Genomic DNA, 18,289 nt, shown 5'->3' with positions numbered 1-18,289 from the left:
ATGTAACTTCTTCTTTCAAATCCCACAAGCTTTTTTAAATCTTTTTTGAAAATAAATTTTCTCCTTGATTTCGTTTGCTTGTCAGTATTTCAGGGAACGTCTGTCGCTCTTGCGGGTGCAAAAGTAGCTCCTTTATTTACATTTACAAGACTTTTTATTGCATAATTTCAATGTTTTTTATAAATCGCTGGCTGGATGGTTTTTACAACTCGAAGTTTTTTTGATCTTTGGGCGATTTTATATGTTTTGTCGTATTTCATTGGGTTTTGATCCGTTTTTGCGCAAAGGTATTATGTCTCGAAAGTTGACTTATGGGTGTTTTAATGAATCGCGCAAAGGCGTAAGGGCGCAAAGTTTTACTTTTTTTTCTCTTTTATACCTGATCTTCTTCTGAAAACTACTTCCCTAGCCCCGATAGAAGTGGAAATCCTTTTGCTTTTTCCTTTAAAAAGCAAAAGATTGGAACGAATAGCGGGAAATAGCTCCTGATCTTTATTAAACTCCAATTTCTTTAAATCCCAAATTACAATCTTATGATGCTTCAACTTCGCTCAGCATGACAAATTTGCTTCTCCTTAAATACATGTATAAAAATAAACCCGACAGCTTTTGAAACTGTCGGGTTATGGGAATGAAAACTTACCTTATATATAGGAGTGAAAAACTCTCCTTATATCGTGTTTATAGTGTCTATTACTTCTTTTGTGATATGGATGCTTTTGAGTTTCGCCTGGTGATCGAAAATTGGGCCTGTTGCCATTAGCTCGTCTACTTTGGCGTAATTGATGAACTTTTTAAGATCTGTTATTAGTTGCCCTTTATTTCCTGTGAAAGTACATGCGGTCATTTGATTGACATGAAAACGTTCTTCTTCGCTCATAATATCATCCAGAGAATCTACAGGTGGCTGCAAACCTTTACGATCACCTCTAATTAAGTTTAGAAACATTTGATACAAACTTGTCGATAGTCTTTCTGCTTCTTCATTAGTGTCGGCTGCAATGATATTAACGCAAGCTATTGTTTTGGGCTTGTCTAAAAACTCTGAAGGCTGGAAATTTTCACGGTAAAACTCGAAGGCCTGAATCATTTGGCGTGGTGCAAAATGCCCGGCAAAAGCATATGGTAATCCATAAGCGGCGGCAAGAGCTGCACTTTCCATACTTGAACCCAGAATCCATATTGGCACATTAGTACCTTCGGCAGGAAAGGCTCTCACTTTTGCGGTGGCATTTTCGGCAGAAAAATAATCCTGAAGCTTGGTGACGTTTTGAGGAAAGCGTTGTGCCTGCTCAAAAAAGTCTTTTCGGATGGCTTCAGCTGTTGGCTGATCTGTTCCTGGTGCTCTTCCTAAACCTAAATCGATTCTATTAGGATAAAGTGTTTCTAATGTCCCGAATTGCTCTGCTACTATTAAAGGAGAATGATTTGGTAACATGATTCCACCAGAACCTACGCGGATATTTTGAGTATGACCCGCAATATAGCCAATTAAGACTACAGTTGCAGAACTGGCAACGTGTGCCATATTGTGATGTTCTGCCAGCCAAAAACGCTTATAACCTAAATTATCTGCGAGTTGCGCTATTTCTTTTGTTTTTTGGAATGTTTCAGGTGCATTGCTATCTTGTGTGATGATAGCTAATTCTAATATTGAGATTGAAATTGGGTCTTTCATATATAATGTAGCTTTTATGCAAAATTAATTCATTTACTACAAAGCCTAAATTCTTTCGTGTTAATAGAATTATAATATTTGTACCTACAACTGTTATGGATTGAATTGAAGGTTAATTAATTTATGCGTGGTATTGCCATTGTTGGAAATTGTAAAATCTGACTCTTTTGATTCTATTTCGAATTTTGAAGCTGTATCTATTGTTAGTGAAATGGTTCGATATCGAAATGTTTCGGGAATTTCAGGAAGTTGAATTGTAACCTCTACTTCTTTTCCTTTTTGTTCGTAGTTGATTTTAACTCTATCTCGCAGCCAAATATATTCATAGACTTCTTGCCAGGGTGCCATCCAGATGGAATCGTTGCCTTTTGAACCGTATTTATTTGCAATAGCTTTCATATAATATTTGAAATCCGGAAAACGTACACTTAAATTCCAAAGATTTCCGTTTCCTACTCCGTGCGTGAATTCGTTGTACCAAACTGGATTTGGCAATTTTGCCACCGAATCAAACGTTGCAAGAAAACGATCCATGGTTTTAAAGCCAATTGTATCTTTTGAGCTTTGAACAAAAGTTCTGGCATAAATCATTTTATCGAGATTCACTTTTTCTTTTACATTAATTACTGGCCCGTAGCCTGCATATGAAGCTACCGAGAAAGCACCATTCGCAAGCGCGTCTCTTTCATATTCTAATTGATATCCGGGATCACTTTCTCCGCCGGGAACTACAAATTGCGACATTGTAAAACCTAAATTTTGCTTTATTGAAGTTGTATTTTCCGTTACTTCGTTCAGGAAATTAGTTCCATGTTTGGTGGCATGATGAAAACCGTGATTCAAAATATCCCAACCTACATCGTACATTTCTTTTACCTCAGCCCACGAAAGATGTCCACGATAGGCAGAAAAATCACCAATTGTTGCGCCATTAATTGCTAAACCTAATTTGAACGGGATTTTATTTCCCAACCCATCTGTATAGAAAAGTCCTTTTGAGTTTGTTCCATCTCCACCCTGATCATTTTTCCATTCATTAATATTCTTTGGGCTTATTTTTCCTCCATTTAACAAAGGAAAAGCCGTTAAATAAGCCGATCTATATCCATCGTCTAGTGTAAAACTGTAAGCTAAATGTTTATTGAATTTTAAGGCTGCTGTTTCAATTTTTACTTTCTCTGCTGATTTTAATTTGATTTTAAATGAAATCAACTTTGATTTAGGCGGATCTATTGTTCTATTTGAAGCATTTGCCAAACAAATAAATCCTCCATTAATAATAAATAGTATGGTGACTAAAAATGGCTTTATTAGAAGTTGTGGTATTTTCATTTAAAAATAAGTGATTTAGAGTTTTTAAAGATACGTTTCTTTTGCTAAATTAATCCTTAGAAATAATAATGGAGCACTTTTGGTATTTGCTTTTTTTTGAAAGAATTTCTATTGAATTAAAAAAGAGACGTAATTTTAGACCTAAATTTGTACTTCAAAAAATGAATTTCGATCCTAGACTTTTCCTCAAATGATACATAAAATTTTAATTATAGACGACGAAGAAAAACTAAGAAGTCTGTTGGCACGCATTATAAAATCAGAAGGATTTGAAGTTTTTGAAGCTAAAGATTTAAAATCTGGTTTTAAAAAATTAGAACAAACCGAAATTGATGTCGTTTTGTGCGATGTAAAATTGCCGGACGGAAATGGCGTTGATTTTCTGCAAAATATTAAAGGAAGTTTTCCTTTGATTGAAGTTATTTTACTGACTGCTTTCGGAAATATTCCGGATGGCGTTCAGGCTATGAAAAACGGCGCTTTTGATTATATTGTAAAAGGTGATGATAATGACAAAATTATTCCGCTTTTATACAAAGCTGTTGAAAAAGCACATTTACAGAAAAAAGTAAAACAACTCGAAAAACGTATTGGTGACAAATATTCTTTCAATACCATCATAGGAAAATCAAAAGGAATCGAACAAGTTATTGATCTTGCCAAAAAAGTCGCCAAAACTGATTCAACAGTTTTACTAACAGGCGAAACCGGAACCGGAAAAGAAGTTTTTGCACAAGCAATTCATGAAAACAGTAATCGCGTTGGAAAATCTTTTGTGGCGTTGAACTGCAGCACTTTCAGCAAGGAAATTCTGGAAAGTGAACTTTTCGGACACAAACAAGGTGCTTTTACCGGAGCTTTGAAAGATAAAAAAGGTTTTATTGAAGAAGCCAATGGCGGAACTTTATTCCTCGATGAAATTGGAGAAATGCCCATTGAACTTCAAGCCAAATTACTACGCGTTTTAGAAACCAGCGAATATATCCCGATTGGTGATACAACTCCCAAAAAATCAAATTTCAGGTTAATTGCGGCAACAAACAGAAATTTAAAAACAGAAAGTGACGAACATCGTTTCCGTTCTGATTTATATTTCCGTTTGAATATTTTTGAGATTACGCTTCCACCTTTACGCGAAAGAATTAAAGACATTACACCGATTACGCAGTATTTTGTCAAACAATTTTCTGAAAAAACGAATAAAAAAACTTTGAATATTTCTGATGATTTTCTTCAGAAATTAGAAAATTATTCCTGGCCGGGAAATATCCGCGAACTTAAAAATGTGATTGAAAGATCTGTTATTTTAAATAACGGAGACACTTTAACTTCGGATGTTTTACCTTACGAAATGCAGCATCAGCCTGAAAAAGCTACAAAATCAATGTCGGCTTTTTCGATGCAAAGTATCGAAAAATTGCACATTCAGAAAGTTTTGAATTATACAAAAGGTAATAAGGCAGAAACGGCCCGATTGCTTGAAATTGGTATTGCGACTTTGTATCGAAAACTGGAGGAATATAATATACAGAATTAAATCCCAATATTTTTTAAATTCCAAATTCCAATTTAAAGCTTCAGCGGAGCAATATTATATTATTTTCTTTTGGTTGCAAAATATGTCACCCCGATGGGGTTCTATTAACTTAATCTATATTTTTCTATAAATATGGTGTCGCGCCGGAACTTAAATTCCAATCATCAGCAATGACAATTTTTAATTTTTAATTCCTGATTTTTAATTAAATAAACCTATCATTTCAATAAAAGCTTATCATTTTGATAGGCTTTTTTTATGCCTGATTTTTGGTACGAAACCTCAACGCCTTTATTGGCAACACTTTACCTAGCACTATGCTTTTTCGGTCTGACTTTTGGCATAAGTGGGAAGAACATAAAAATTCATTCTCATGAAAAATCAAGTCACTTCAATCTACAAACAAGCAGAACGTTTTGCCGACATCACCAAAAAATCTATTATTTCCGGTAATATTGTTCGTGCAAAAAAATGTCTGGCACTTGCTGAACGTCTCTTTATAACCGGAAGTATCGAAACTAAAAATGCTATTTCTAATGTGTATGTTTTTTCGGTTTCTTCTTTTATGGAAGTGCGTCATTGCAATATTTCACACCTTTTTCCTCAAACACTAAAAGCGGAATATATCAAACAAATTAATACATCGGGCGTCTAGTATTAAAATGTTTTTTGTGAAATGTAAAATGACTGTATTTCACATTCTACAAAAAACATCTCACTTCTTACTTCTAACATTTTCACATTTCACTAAAAAAAATCTATATGTTAATCACTTTTCTTTTACTCGCATTAGCCGTTGTGTTGTTTGCGATTTGTTTTAAATCAGTTGAATTTTTTGAAAAAATCTAAATCATGACTGCACTATTTATTATCTCGATCGCCGTTTTTGGCTATTTGGTTTATGTATTAATTAAACCTGAAAAATTTTAAATCATGTAAAAGGTGAAATGTTTTTATGTGAAATCAAAAAGTTAAAAGTCTCTAATAATTCATTTTACTTTCTCCTTTTACTGATTAGTTCACACATTTCACCAATCACATTTTACAATTAACAAATCACATATTATGAACACAGAATTACTAGGAGTCATCAGTATTTTTATCGTTTCAATAATTTTAGCCATTCCGTTAGGGAAATATATTGCTAAAGTTTATTTGGGCGATAAAACATTGTTTGATCCGATTTTCAGTCCAATTGAAAAACTTATTTTTAAAATCAGCGGTATCAATTCCACTGAAGAAATGAACTGGAAACAACACTTAAAAGCACTTTTAAGTATCAACATGATTTGGTTCTTTCTTTGCTTTTTCGTCTTATTGTTTCAGGGATCTTTATTTTTAAATCCTGATAATAACCCATCTATGAGTCCTGATTTGGCTTTTAATACCGCCATTTCATTTGTTGTCAATTGTAATTTACAGCATTACTCGGGAGAAAGCGGCGTTTCTTACCTGTCACAAATGTTCCTGATGTTCCTGCAATTTGTTTCTGCTGGTGTTGGTATGGCCGCTGCAGCGATGATTTTTACTGCAATGAAAGAAAGAACTACCGATAAACTGGGGAATTTTTACAATTATTTCATCAAAAGCTGTACTCGTATTTTATTACCGCTTTCTGTTATTGTAGCTACTATTTTAGCTTTTAGTGGTACACCAATGAATTTTGACAGTAAAGATTCTATCACCACTTTACAAGGTGATCACGTTGACGTTTCCCGCGGACCTGCTGCTGCTTTTATTGCTATCAAACATTTAGGTACAAACGGTGGTGGATTCTTTGGAGCCAACTCAGCGCATCCACTAGAAAATCCGACTTATTTTACCAATGCTGTTGAACTTTGGTCACAATTAATTGTTCCGTTTGCTATGATTTTTGCTTTAGGTTTTTATCTAAAGAAAAAGAAATTATCCTACGTGATTTTTGGAGTCATGACGATTGGGTTCTTATTACTGGTTATTCCAACAATGATGACAGAAATGAACGGAAATCCTGCTATCGAAAAAATGGGAATCTCTCAAACAACCGGAGCTATGGAAGGAAAAGAAGTTCGATTTGGTCCAGCTGTTTCAGGATTTTGGAGCATTGCAACTACAGTAATTTCTACAGGTTCTGTAAATAGTATGCACGATAGTTCAATGCCTGTTTCAGGCGCTATGGAATTGCTTGCCATGATGGTCAATGCCTTTTATGGGGGTTGTGGAGTTGGTATTTTAAACTTCTATATTTTCATTATTCTGGCTGTATTTATTTCCGGATTAATGGTGGGTCGAACACCTGAATTTTTAGGAAAGAAAATTGAAGCACGGGAAGTTAAAATTGCTGCTTTTATCGCAATCCTTCACCCTCTATTAATATTATCAGGTACAGCTTTAGCATCTTATTTTGCAGCACATGATACTGCAATGGGTTACTGGTTTAGCGGAAACGCAACAGGCTGGTTAAACAATCCGGGACATCACGGATTCTCTGAAATGTTATATGAATATACTTCGAGTGCTGCCAATAACGGTTCTGGTTTTGAAGGTTTGGGCGATAATAATCCGTTCTGGAATATCACTACAGGAATTGTGTTGCTTTTGAGTCGTTTCATTCCTATCGTTGGACCGCTGGCAATTGCAGGATTATTGGCTAATAAAAAATACATCCCGGAAAGTGCAGGAACTCTAAAAACCGACACTTCAATTTTTGGAATAATGGTTTTTGCCGTAATCGCAATTATTGCTGCCTTATCATTCTTCCCAGCTTTAGCACTTGGACCTTTAGCGGAATATTTTACACTAAAATAATAACTCATTTTTCAAATGCTGAAAATTTTTAAACACATAGAAACATAGAACTAAAAAGTCAATAAAAAGGGTATTCTAAAAAACTAGTTTTTACACATAGCTATGTGTTTGTATTTTAAATAAAATGCCTTGATTTCAAAGTAAAATCTATGTCTCTATGTGTTTAAAAAATTATTTAGTCAAACAAAACAATATAAAAAATGACAACTAATAAATCCACATCATTGTTTGAAAGCAAACAGGTAAAAGAAGCCTTAGTGCAATCTTTTGTGAAGCTGAATCCAAAAATGATGATCAAAAATCCGGTAATGTTTACCGTAGAAATAGGAACTGCCATTATGTTTGCCGTTTGTATTTCCATTTTAATGGGAGCGACAGATCAAGGTAGTTTTGCTTATAATTTAATTGTATTTTTAATTTTACTAGCAACGCTTTTGTTTGCCAATTTTGCCGAAGCAATCGCCGAAGCCAGAGGGAAAGCACAAGCGGATAGTTTAAGAAAAACTCGTGAAGAAACTCCGGCAAGACAAATTTTGCCAAATGGAGAAATCAAAAATATCAGTTCATCAGAATTGAAAAAAGGAGATGTTTTCGTTTGCGAAGCGGGAGACTTAATTGCAACAGATGGTGAAATTATCGAAGGTTTAGCTACTATAGACGAAAGTGCTATTACGGGAGAAAGTGCTCCAGTAATTCGGGAAGCCGGTGGTGATAAATCATCTGTAACCGGGGGTACAAAGGTGCTTTCTGATAAAATTAAAGTAATTGTAACTTCTGAACCTGGCGAAAGCTTTTTGGATAAAATGATTGCTTTGGTTGAAGGTGCAAGCCGTCAGAAAACACCAAACGAAATTGCATTAACCATTTTATTAGCCGCATTTACTTTAATCTTCGTGATTGTGTGCGTTACGCTAAAACCGTTTGCCGACTATGCAAATGCACCCATCACGATTGCGGCTTTTATTGCTTTGTTTGTCTGTTTGATTCCAACAACGATTGGTGGTTTACTTTCTGCGATTGGTATTGCGGGAATGGACAGAGCGTTGCGTGCCAACGTAATTACAAAATCTGGAAAAGCGGTTGAAACTGCCGGAGATATTGATGTTTTGCTTTTGGATAAAACCGGAACAATCACTATTGGAAACCGAAAAGCAACTAATTTTTATCCAACAAAAGGAATTTCTTTGGATGATTTTATTAAATCTGCTGTATTGAGTTCACTAGCAGATGATACACCAGAAGGGAAAAGTATTATTGAGCTTAGTAAAACGATAGATTTAAATGGAAAAATACAATCAGACATTTCACAATTTACTGAGAACATTTCACACACAATTAAATTTACCGCAGAAACCAGAACTTCCGGAGTTGTTTTAAAAGACGGAACTAACATTCGAAAAGGGGCTCAGGATGCTGCAAAAAACATTGCAAAACAAGCCGGGAATTCTTTTCCTGAAGATACTGCCCAAAAAGTAATTGACATTTCTACAAACGGAGGAACGCCATTGGTTGTCATCAAAAACGATCAGGTTCAAGGCGTTATAGAATTGCAGGATATCATTAAACCAGGAATGAAAGAACGTTTTGATCGTTTGAGAAAAATGGGTGTAAAAACGGTGATGGTTACCGGAGATAATCCATTAACTGCGAAATTTATTGCCGAAGCTGCCGGTGTTGATGATTTTATTGCCGAAGCGAAACCTGAGGATAAAATGAACTACATCAAAAACGAGCAAAACTTAGGTAAACTTGTTGCGATGATGGGTGACGGAACAAATGATGCTCCTGCCCTTGCGCAAGCAAACGTGGGTGTTGCCATGAACAGCGGAACTCAGGCTGCGAAAGAAGCCGGAAACATGGTCGATCTTGATAATGATCCAACGAAACTTATAGAAATTATCGAAATTGGGAAACAGCTTTTAATGACTCGGGGAACTTTAACTACTTTTTCTATTGCAAATGACGTTGCGAAATATTTTGCTATTGTTCCTGCTCTTTTTATTACTGCGATTCCTGCGCTTGAAGGTTTGAATATCATGCGTTTGCATAGCCCTGAAAGCGCCATTTTATCAGCAGTAATTTTTAACGCGATCATCATTCCGATATTGATTCCATTAGCATTGAGAGGTGTTGATTATAAACCAATCGGTGCAAGTGCCATCCTTAAAAGAAACCTGTTGATTTATGGTTTAGGCGGATTGATTGTCCCTTTTATCGGAATTAAATTAATTGATTTACTCGTAACCTTTTTTATCTAGTGAAATGTGATTTGTAAAATGTCAAATGACCTAATCAAATTCATATAACAACTTACAAATCACTTTTTACATCTAACATTTTACACTAGAAACAATGAAAACAATATTTTCACTATTAAAATTAACACTGCTTACCGTAATTCTGTTTGCAGTTATTTACCCACTTGCGATTTACGGAATTGCACAATTTGCTCCAAATCACGGAAAAGGAGAAACTATTCTGGTTAACGGAAAAGTGGTTGGGTACCAAAAAATTGGTCAGAAATTCGATAAGTCGAATTATTTCTGGGGAAGACCTTCCGCTGTAGATTACAACGCTGCTGGAAGTGCAGGAAGCAACAAAGGACCAAGCAATGCCGAATATTTGGCTTTAGTTCAAAAAAGAATTGATACACTTTTACTTGTTCACCCGTACTTGAAAAAATCTGAGATTCCATCAGATATGGTGACGGCTTCCGGAAGTGGTTTAGATCCTAATATTTCTCCACAAGGTGCCTTGATTCAGGTAAAACGGGTTGCCAAAGAAAGAAAATTAGCTGAAGATAAAGTAAAAGCCTTAGTTGAATCTAAAATTAATACGCCAAAAGTTATGGGAACTCCAACGGTTAATGTTTTGGAATTGAATGTGGCTTTGGATCAATTGAAGTAATATGTTTTAAAAACCTGTCGGGTTTGACAAAGATGATCGTTCGTTTTGTCATTTCGACGGAGGAGAAATCGCACTTGTGAGCCGACAAAGTTTGAGGACATTCTGTGTGGAATTTCTAGTGTGATTTCTCCTTACGTCGAAATGACAAACGAGATGCTGAACAAACTGAAAACTTACAATTAATATCTACAAGGTTTTGAAAACCTTGCAGGAAACGAAAATGACTTTTTTTTACCCCAAAAGTCCTAGCCCTGATGGGAGGGAAAATCCTTTTGTGCGGGGGTTCCGCACAAAAGATTGGAAGGAACAGCAGGAAATAGCTCAAAAACCTACTAATAAAAATTAATACACCTTTTTTACCCCAAATAATAAAAACAAAAATGAAAAAAATTATACTTACTGCTTTAATCGCATTTGGTTTTAGCAATTTACATGCGCAAGAAGAAACAAAAAGTCCGTTTACTTTTTCAGGATATGTCGAAACCTATTATAGTTATGATTTCGGGAAACCGGATAATCATACACGTCCCGGTTTTTTTTACAACTATAATAAAAGTAATGAAGTTAACATCAATTTAGGTTTGGCAAAAGTGAATTATCAAAAAGATAATGTCCGTGGAAATTTTGCTTTAATGGCAGGAACTTACGCTGAGTATAACATGGCCGCGGAACAGGGTTTATTGAAAAATATATACGAGGCAAATGTGGGCGTGAAGATTTCCCAAAACCATAATTTATGGATTGATGCGGGAATTATGCCAGCACACATTGGTTTTGAAAGTGCGATCGGGAAAGATTGTCAGACTTTAAGCCGAAGTATTCTGGCTGAAAACTCTCCGTATTACGAAACGGGAGTAAAAATTGGTTACACCTCTGAATCTGGAAAATGGTATTTGGCGGGAATGTATTTAAATGGCTGGCAGCGTATTGAGAAAGTTGAAGGCAATCATACGCCTGCTTTTGGAACGCAGGTAACTTATAAACCATCAGACAAAATAGTTTTAAACTGGAGTACTTATGTTGGAAATGAGCAACCGGATATTGACAAAAAGTGGCGTTATTTTAATAACTTTTACGGACAATTTAAAGTAACAGACAAAACAAATGTTACGGCTGGTTTTGATGTTGGATCCCAACAAGCGGCTAAAAACAGCAACAAATACGATACCTGGTTTTCGCCGGTTTTGATTCTGCAATACAAACCAACAGATAAAATTCAGCTAGCAGCTCGTGGCGAATATTATAGTGATGAAAAAGGTGTAATCATCGCAACAGAAACGCAAAATGGTTTTAAAACTTACGGATTTTCGGCTAACTTTGATTACTTAGTGACTGATAATGTAATGTTTAGATTAGAAGCCAGAAATCTTTCAAGTAAAGATCAAATATTTACAAAAGATAATCTTCCAACGGATACGAATACATTTGTAACGACTTCGCTGGCGATCTCATTCTAGCTTTAGGCTATAGGCTTTAAGCAGTAAGCTTGTAAAACGCAATCTGCCTAAAGCCTACAGCTTATTGCTTAAAGCATATTTTATGGAACAGAAAAATAACGCACAGCACTTTCTGGATTTAATTCAGAAATCACGAAAAGGAAAGTTTAAAGTCTATATTGGGATGAGTGCCGGTGTGGGCAAAACGTATCGGATGTTACAAGAAGCACATTCGTTGTTGAAGAACGGAATCGATGTAAAAATTGGTTACATCGAAACACATATGCGAAAGGAAACGCATGAACTTTTATCTGGTTTGCCCGTGATTCCGCGGCGAACCATTTTCTATAAAGGGAAACAACTGGAAGAACTTGATGTGCAAGCGATTATCAATCTTCGACCTGAAGTGGTAATTGTGGATGAATTGGCACACACCAATATTGAAGGCAGCAAAAATGAGAAACGCTGGCAAGATGTTCTGGAAATTCTGGAAGCGGGAATCAATGTAATTTCGGCAGTGAATATTCAGCATATTGAGAGTTTGAATGAAGATGTAAAACGCATAACTGGAATTGACGTTCAGGAACGAATTCCGGATAATGTTTTGCGATTGGCAGATGAAGTCGTAAATATCGATTTGACGGCTGAAGATTTGATTGCGCGTTTGAAAGAAGGCAAAATTTATACGGCTGATAAAATTCAGACTGCTTTGACGAACTTTTTTAAGTCTGATCAGATTTTACAATTGCGTGAATTGGCTTTGAAAGAAGTAGCCAGTCAGGTGGTTCGAAAAGTCGAAAGCGAAATACCTCAACTGAACGCTTTAAGGCACGAAAAACTTTTGGCTTGTATTAGCAGTAATGATAAAACAGCCAAAATTGTAATTAGAAAAGCGGCGCGTCTGGCGAGTTATTATAATGGATCCTGGTATGTTTTATATGTAGAAACACCTAATGAAAGCAGTACCAAAATTGCATTGGACAAACAACGCCATTTGATTAATAATTTTAAATTAGCAGTGCAATTGGGTGCAGAAGTCATTAGATTAGAGAACAAAAATATTGCGGATGCTATTTTGATTGCGGTTGAAGAAAAACATATTACAACTGTCTGCATCGGGAAACCGCATTTGAATTTATTTAAAGTAATTTTGTCTACAACGATTTTCAGACGATTGTTAAACAGTCTGTCATTATCAAATGTTGACCTTGTTATACTTTCGTAAAATGTTTTATGTAAAATGTAAAAAGATCTTTGTGAATACATTTTACATCTCACATAAAACATTTTACCAAAAAATAAAAAAATATGAGAATTAAAACTAAATTGAATCTTGGAGTTGGATTGTTATTTTTAATGATTATCATACTTTCATTAGTGAGTGGCTATTCTGTTTTTTTGATAAAAGCAGACACTGAGAATATTTTAAAAGCGAATTATAATACGCTGGAATATTCGAGAAATATGATTTTGTCTTTGGATGAAATTAAAATAAGTACTGATAATAAGCTTCATACTTTTAAGGAATATCTTGAAAAACAAACGCAAAACGTTACTGAACCCGGAGAAAAAGAAGCAACTGCTAATCTTGAAAAAAGTTTTGCTCTTTTAGAAAAAAACAGCTCTAATGAAGGCATAAAAACGCAAATCAGACAGGATATTTTTGCGATTATGAAACTCAATCTGGATGCCATAAAGCAGAAAAGTGATATCGCCAAACATACTGCCGAAACTGCTAATTTATGGATTGCCATTGTAGGGACTTTGTGTTTTTTAATCGCCTTTAATTTATTGGTTAATCTGCCCAATAATATTGCCAATCCAATTAAAGAACTGACTCAGAGTATTAAGGAAATTGCAAATAAGAATTATTCGGAACGTGTGCATTTTACCAATCACAATGAATATGGTGATCTGGCAAAATCATTTAATACAATGGCGCAAAAACTTCAGGAATATAACAATAGTAACTTGTACAAATTATTCTTCGAAAAGAAACGACTTGAAACGCTTATCAATAATATGCACGATCCTATTATTGGGCTAGATAATGAAGGTATAATTTTGTTTGCCAATGATGAAGCCCTGAAAATCATCGGAATGAAATCTGAAGATGTTATCGGGAAATCGGCTTCTACTCTGGCGTTATCAAATGACTTGATTCGGTCTCTGATATTAAAAGAATTAACCACCGATTCTCAGAAAAAGAAACCTTTAAAGATTTTTGCTAACGGAAAAGAAAGTTATTTTGATAAAGAAACGATCAATATTACGATAACTCCAACCGGAGAAGAAAAAGAAATCAATATTGGTGATGTGATTATTCTGCGAAATATTACTTTGTTTAAAGAACTTGATTTTGCCAAAACCAATTTTATTGCCACCGTTTCGCACGAATTAAAAACTCCAATTGCCTCTATAAAACTGAGTTTACAATTGCTTCAAAATGCCAAAACGGGCGATATGAATGACGACCAGAAACAATTGGTTGAAAGTATTAAAGATGACAGTCAGCGTTTATTAAAAATAACAGGGGAATTGCTCAATTTGTCCCAATTAGAAACCGGAAATATTCAGTTGAATATAGAGAAAAGTAATCCATACGCCATTGTAAATTACGCTACCGAAGCCGTAAAAGTTCAGGCCGATCAAAAGCAAATCAAACTTATAATTAATGCCGATGAAAATCTACAAGATGTAAAAGCCGACAGCGAAAAAACAGGCTGGGTTTTAATTAATTATCTTTCAAATGCTATTACCTATTCATCTGAAAAAAGCACAATTACCATTCGATTAAAAGAGGAAAATAATCAGATTGTATTTCAGGTGATCGATACCGGAAAAGGAATTGACACACGATTCAAAGACAAAGTTTTTGATAAATATTTTAAAATTCCAGGCAGCCAAAAATCAGGAACAGGATTAGGATTAGCGATCAGTAAAGAATTTATCGAAGCTCAAAATGGTCTTGTTGGTGTAGAAAGCAATTTAGGTTTGGGAAGCACTTTTTGGTTTTCGTTGAAAGTATAAAAAAGAGCCGGAGGCTCGACCAATATTGTAGGGCTGGATTTTAATCCAGTTCCGCAATAAAATAGGTCGTTCCTACGGAATTTTAAAAATGTGTAAATCCAATTTTCAACGGATTAAAATCCGTTGCTACAATATAAATCATTCCTACGGAATTTTATGTAGTCCCTACGGGACATTTTTACTTGTCGTGATCTTTTTCTACCAACATTTAACTCCTAACGGAGTATATCTCAAAGAGATTATATGACATAAATATTTCTTTTTTTTCTACCAATATTTAACTACTGATGGAGTAATATCTCAGAGAGATTATATATTGGTAGAAAAAATTTACACGCGATATGTTTGTCCCGTAAGGACTACACATTTAATTGAAAATGATATTTTTATTTTCATTGAAATTGTCATTGATATTGAGATTTTTACCATTCAATATTTAGCCAATCTTAATACAACTACTCCATTTAAAACCAACAGATTAATATTAACTTAAGGTTAGATTAAGCCTAAAACACCTGCATCGAACATTCGTTATTATTGCAACTTATAACAATAACGAAAGATGTTTTACAAAACGATTTTCCTTGTATTTCTATTCGGATTTTTTTCTGCAAATGCACAACAAAACGACTCCATAACAAAAATTGACAGTACGTCACATCCTTTAAAATTCAATTACAAACAATTGATCATTCCGGGGGTATTAATTGGATATGGCACTATTGGTATTAAAAGTGATCAGCTCTTAAGTTTCAATCATCAAATCAAAAATGAAGTCACTGAAGACATTGATGAAAAAATCACCATTGATGATTTCTCTCAATACGCGCCTGCGGCATATGTTTATGCTTTGAATGCGTTTGGTGTAAAAGGGAAGAATAATATGCGGGATCGGTCTGTAATATTTGTGACTTCGTATGCGATTATGGCAACAACTATTTTGGGTTTAAAGTCGATTGTACATGAAGAACGACCAGACGGAAGTTCTAATAATTCTTTCCCTTCCGGACATACTGCGACTGCTTTTGCCGGAGCAGAATTTTTATGGCAGGAATACAAAGATAAATCGATTTGGTACGGAATTGCGGGTTATGCCGTAGCAACCGGAACGGGATTATTTAGAATTTACAACAATCGCCATTGGTTAACGGATGTTGCTGCCGGAGCCGGAATAGGGATTTTGAGTACTAAATTGGCGTATTGGATGAATCCATATATTACCAGAAAACTATTCAAATCGTCATCTGAAAGTAATTCAACTTCTATGATAATGCCGTTTTATAACGGGCAACAATATGGGTTGGGCTTTGTGAAAGTTTTTTAGATTTCTTTTGCTACAAAGGTACTGACGTAAAGTTTATTTATAGCCTCAGATTTCACAGATTAAAAGGATTTTTTTTGAATAGCTTTGCCAAGTTTTTCTGCCACTAATTACACAAATTTACACAAATTCCATTCAAACTAATTCGTGTAAATTTGTGTAATTCGTGGCAAACAAAAAATCCTTTTAATCTGGGAAATCTGTGGCAAAAACTTTTCTATGTATTCGAAGTATTATTCTTAATCTCCATCACTTCTCTTTTCACTTCCAAAAGCAAATCTTTCATACTTTGAGATTCTGTTTGTTCATGACGTTTATCACTGCGTCCGATATTGCATTCGTATTCCCAAATTTCTAAAATATCTGAAGCTTTTACTTCATAATTCGGATAAAAACGGTTGTCTGATTCCAGAACCAACGCATTCTTTTTGTTTTTATTCAGGCGTTTATAAACCATTCCTTCATTTTTAGTAATCAGGATATAGGTCCTTCCATCCATAACTTCTCCCAGCCTTTCTACATAACGGCCAATAATAATGGAACCATCTTCGTGTGGCGGCATCGAATCGCCTTCTACAGGAAATCCGCGGTGTTTTCCCGGTCCTAAAAACGGAAGCGAAACTTGTTGCAGACTTTCGATATATTCCGGATCAGCATATCCGTTTAGATATCCTGCTTTTGCTTTTTGAGATACAATTTCAATATAATTTTCTCCAAAACTATCTACTTGTATGGGCAAAATAAGGCGGTTACCTTCAAGTTTTATTAGATTTTCTATGTTTATCTTTCGTATATCGACAGACAATATCAAATCAATACTCATATGAAAATATAAGGCAATCTGCTTTAAGATATCGTATGGTGCCTCAGACGTTCCGTCTTCGTATTTAACGTATCTTCCTCTGGTAATCTTTAGGTTTTCAGCTAATTTCTCCTGAGATATTTTATGCTTAACCCTCAATGCTCTGATGTTATCTGAAAATAAGGACATAATTAATTTGTTATAATTTGGAACAACAAATATACAAAAAAATGTTATTATCTGTACTAATTTTGTTTCATACAAAAACAAGGAAATGGCAAGGGCAATTGTACACATGGATTTGGATACCTTTTTTGTATCCTGCGAGCGACTAACTAACTCAGAATTAAAGGAAATTCCTTTGATTATTGGTGGCGGTGATCGTGGTGTCGTGGCCTCTTGTTCATATGAAGCCCGAAAATTTGGAGTACGCTCAGCCATGCCTATTCATATGGCAATGAAACTTTGTCCGCAAGCCAAAATAATGAAAGGTGATATGGAATTATATTCCCGATTGTCACATGATGTCACGCAGGTGATTCAGGAAAAAGCACCAATAATGGAAAAAGCCAGCATTGATGAATTTTATCTTGATATTACCGGAATGGATAAATTTCATGGCAGTTATAAATGGACAGACGAATTAGCTCAGTCAGTTATAAAAGAAACCGGATTACCCATCAGTTTTTCATTATCCGTTAACAAAACTGTTTCTAAGATTGCAACCGGCGAAGGCAAACCAAAAGGCAATTTAGAAATTCCGCAAGGTAATGTACAAGCTTTTCTAAATCCGTTATCGATCCAAAAAATTCCTATGGTTGGTAATGTGACTTTTCAGCTTTTATCCCGAATTGGCGTTCGTAAAATTCAGACTTTATCTGAAATGCCTCCCGAAGTTTTACAGCAAATGATTGGAAAAAACGGTCTGGACATCTGGAAAAAAGCTAACGGAATTGACAACACGCCTGTAGAACCTTATACCGAAAGAAAATCGATTTCTACAGAACATACTTTTTCTCAGGATACGATAGATATTATCATGCTAAAATCGATATTGATTGGCATGGTCGAAAAACTGGCTTTTCAATTACGCTCTGAGCAATGGTTAACGTCAACCATTACGGTTAAAATACGTTACGCCAATTTTGACACTGAAACCAAACAATGCAAAATTGCTTATACATCGGCAGATCATATTCTGACCAAAAATGTAATGGAGCTTTTTGACAAATTGTATCAACGCCGTATGCGATTGCGTTTGATTGGTATTCGCTTTAGCGGATTGGTTCGGGGTACTTATCAAATTGACCTATTTGAAGATACCGAGGAAATGTTATCACTATATGCAGCAATGGATAAAATGAAAAGCCGTTATGGATTCGATGCTGTGATGCGTTGTGCCGGAGCTTCTTTTAAACCAAATAACAAAGACGAAATTTTAAAACGTATCAAATAAATC

Annotated in this window: 14 protein-coding genes; 11 read left to right on the top strand and 3 right to left on the bottom strand. The window is 35.1% G+C overall.

Annotated elements, in window-relative coordinates; translation table 11 throughout:
- Positions 1-670: 670 nt before the first annotated feature.
- Positions 671-1,678, bottom strand: coding sequence for an LLM class flavin-dependent oxidoreductase (locus ACHRVX_RS13205; RefSeq protein WP_395332878.1), 1,008 nt, complete (start codon positions 1,676-1,678; stop codon positions 671-673).
- A gap of 93 nt (positions 1,679-1,771) precedes the next feature.
- On the bottom strand, positions 1,772-3,010 hold the full coding sequence (locus ACHRVX_RS13200) for a polysaccharide deacetylase family protein (protein ID WP_395332876.1): 1,239 nt from the start codon (positions 3,008-3,010) through the stop codon (positions 1,772-1,774).
- A 190-nt stretch (positions 3,011-3,200) separates the two neighbouring features.
- Here ACHRVX_RS13200 and ACHRVX_RS13195 point away from each other — a divergent pair, with 190 nt between their 5' ends.
- The 10 genes from ACHRVX_RS13195 to ACHRVX_RS13150 all read left to right on the top strand — a co-directional run bounded on the left by ACHRVX_RS13195 (position 3,201) and on the right by ACHRVX_RS13150 (position 16,031).
- Positions 3,201-4,547, top strand: coding sequence for a sigma-54-dependent transcriptional regulator (locus tag ACHRVX_RS13195; protein WP_395332874.1), 1,347 nt, complete (start codon positions 3,201-3,203; stop codon positions 4,545-4,547).
- 373 nt (positions 4,548-4,920) lie between these two features.
- The gene (locus tag ACHRVX_RS13190) at positions 4,921-5,202 is read left to right on the top strand and encodes a hypothetical protein (RefSeq protein ID WP_395332872.1); all 282 of its coding nucleotides are present in this window, start codon (positions 4,921-4,923) and stop codon (positions 5,200-5,202) included.
- A gap of 197 nt (positions 5,203-5,399) precedes the next feature.
- Positions 5,400-5,477: a K(+)-transporting ATPase subunit F gene (gene kdpF, locus ACHRVX_RS13185; protein WP_072975519.1), complete on the top strand. Its 78-nt coding sequence runs from the start codon at positions 5,400-5,402 to the stop codon at positions 5,475-5,477.
- 135 nt (positions 5,478-5,612) lie between these two features.
- The gene (gene kdpA / locus ACHRVX_RS13180) at positions 5,613-7,334 is read left to right on the top strand and encodes a potassium-transporting ATPase subunit KdpA (RefSeq protein WP_395332870.1); all 1,722 of its coding nucleotides are present in this window, start codon (positions 5,613-5,615) and stop codon (positions 7,332-7,334) included.
- A gap of 200 nt (positions 7,335-7,534) precedes the next feature.
- Positions 7,535-9,592 carry a potassium-transporting ATPase subunit KdpB gene (kdpB, locus tag ACHRVX_RS13175; protein ID WP_395332868.1) on the top strand — a complete coding sequence of 686 codons (2,058 nt, stop codon included), beginning with the start codon at positions 7,535-7,537 and terminating at the stop codon, positions 9,590-9,592.
- A gap of 94 nt (positions 9,593-9,686) precedes the next feature.
- Positions 9,687-10,241, top strand: a complete 555-nt coding sequence (locus ACHRVX_RS13170; RefSeq protein WP_395332866.1) for a K(+)-transporting ATPase subunit C — start codon at positions 9,687-9,689, stop codon at positions 10,239-10,241.
- A 380-nt stretch (positions 10,242-10,621) separates the two neighbouring features.
- On the top strand, positions 10,622-11,698 hold the full coding sequence (locus tag ACHRVX_RS13165) for a porin (RefSeq protein WP_395332864.1): 1,077 nt from the start codon (positions 10,622-10,624) through the stop codon (positions 11,696-11,698).
- A gap of 82 nt (positions 11,699-11,780) precedes the next feature.
- Entirely contained in the window at positions 11,781-12,902 is a 1,122-nt protein-coding gene (locus ACHRVX_RS13160) for a sensor protein KdpD (protein WP_395332862.1), read from the top strand.
- An 83-nt stretch (positions 12,903-12,985) separates the two neighbouring features.
- Complete coding sequence (locus ACHRVX_RS13155; protein ID WP_395332860.1) at positions 12,986-14,707, top strand: ATP-binding protein; 1,722 nt, start codon at positions 12,986-12,988, stop codon at positions 14,705-14,707.
- A gap of 562 nt (positions 14,708-15,269) precedes the next feature.
- On the top strand, positions 15,270-16,031 hold the full coding sequence (locus ACHRVX_RS13150; RefSeq protein WP_395332858.1) for a phosphatase PAP2 family protein: 762 nt from the start codon (positions 15,270-15,272) through the stop codon (positions 16,029-16,031).
- A gap of 214 nt (positions 16,032-16,245) precedes the next feature.
- On the opposite strand, the gene ACHRVX_RS13145 is transcribed toward ACHRVX_RS13150, so the two are convergent.
- Complete coding sequence (locus ACHRVX_RS13145; protein WP_395332856.1) at positions 16,246-17,019, bottom strand: XRE family transcriptional regulator; 774 nt, start codon at positions 17,017-17,019, stop codon at positions 16,246-16,248.
- An 85-nt stretch (positions 17,020-17,104) separates the two neighbouring features.
- Between ACHRVX_RS13145 and dinB the strand changes: the two genes are divergently transcribed.
- The gene (gene dinB, locus ACHRVX_RS13140; protein WP_395332854.1) at positions 17,105-18,286 is read left to right on the top strand and encodes a DNA polymerase IV; all 1,182 of its coding nucleotides are present in this window, start codon (positions 17,105-17,107) and stop codon (positions 18,284-18,286) included.
- Positions 18,287-18,289 lie beyond the last annotated feature (3 nt).

The sequence above is a fragment of the Flavobacterium sp. FlaQc-47 genome, from assembly GCF_044006475.1.
GTDB lineage: Bacteria > Bacteroidota > Bacteroidia > Flavobacteriales > Flavobacteriaceae > Flavobacterium.
The sequence above is the reverse complement of the archived record's forward strand: the minus strand, read 5'-3'. Positions and strand labels throughout refer to the sequence as shown.

Coding starts and splice junctions, on each gene's coding strand:
- ACHRVX_RS13205 (WP_395332878.1), bottom strand. CDS start 1,678: ATGAAAGACCCAATTTCAATCTCAATATTAGAATTAGCTATCATCACA.
- ACHRVX_RS13200 (WP_395332876.1), bottom strand. CDS start 3,010: ATGAAAATACCACAACTTCTAATAAAGCCATTTTTAGTCACCATACTA.
- ACHRVX_RS13195 (WP_395332874.1), top strand. CDS start 3,201: ATGATACATAAAATTTTAATTATAGACGACGAAGAAAAACTAAGAAGT.
- ACHRVX_RS13190 (WP_395332872.1), top strand. CDS start 4,921: ATGAAAAATCAAGTCACTTCAATCTACAAACAAGCAGAACGTTTTGCC.
- kdpF (WP_072975519.1), top strand. CDS start 5,400: ATGACTGCACTATTTATTATCTCGATCGCCGTTTTTGGCTATTTGGTT.
- kdpA (WP_395332870.1), top strand. CDS start 5,613: ATGAACACAGAATTACTAGGAGTCATCAGTATTTTTATCGTTTCAATA.
- kdpB (WP_395332868.1), top strand. CDS start 7,535: ATGACAACTAATAAATCCACATCATTGTTTGAAAGCAAACAGGTAAAA.
- ACHRVX_RS13170 (WP_395332866.1), top strand. CDS start 9,687: ATGAAAACAATATTTTCACTATTAAAATTAACACTGCTTACCGTAATT.
- ACHRVX_RS13165 (WP_395332864.1), top strand. CDS start 10,622: ATGAAAAAAATTATACTTACTGCTTTAATCGCATTTGGTTTTAGCAAT.
- ACHRVX_RS13160 (WP_395332862.1), top strand. CDS start 11,781: ATGGAACAGAAAAATAACGCACAGCACTTTCTGGATTTAATTCAGAAA.
- ACHRVX_RS13155 (WP_395332860.1), top strand. CDS start 12,986: ATGAGAATTAAAACTAAATTGAATCTTGGAGTTGGATTGTTATTTTTA.
- ACHRVX_RS13150 (WP_395332858.1), top strand. CDS start 15,270: ATGTTTTACAAAACGATTTTCCTTGTATTTCTATTCGGATTTTTTTCT.
- ACHRVX_RS13145 (WP_395332856.1), bottom strand. CDS start 17,019: ATGTCCTTATTTTCAGATAACATCAGAGCATTGAGGGTTAAGCATAAA.
- dinB (WP_395332854.1), top strand. CDS start 17,105: ATGGCAAGGGCAATTGTACACATGGATTTGGATACCTTTTTTGTATCC.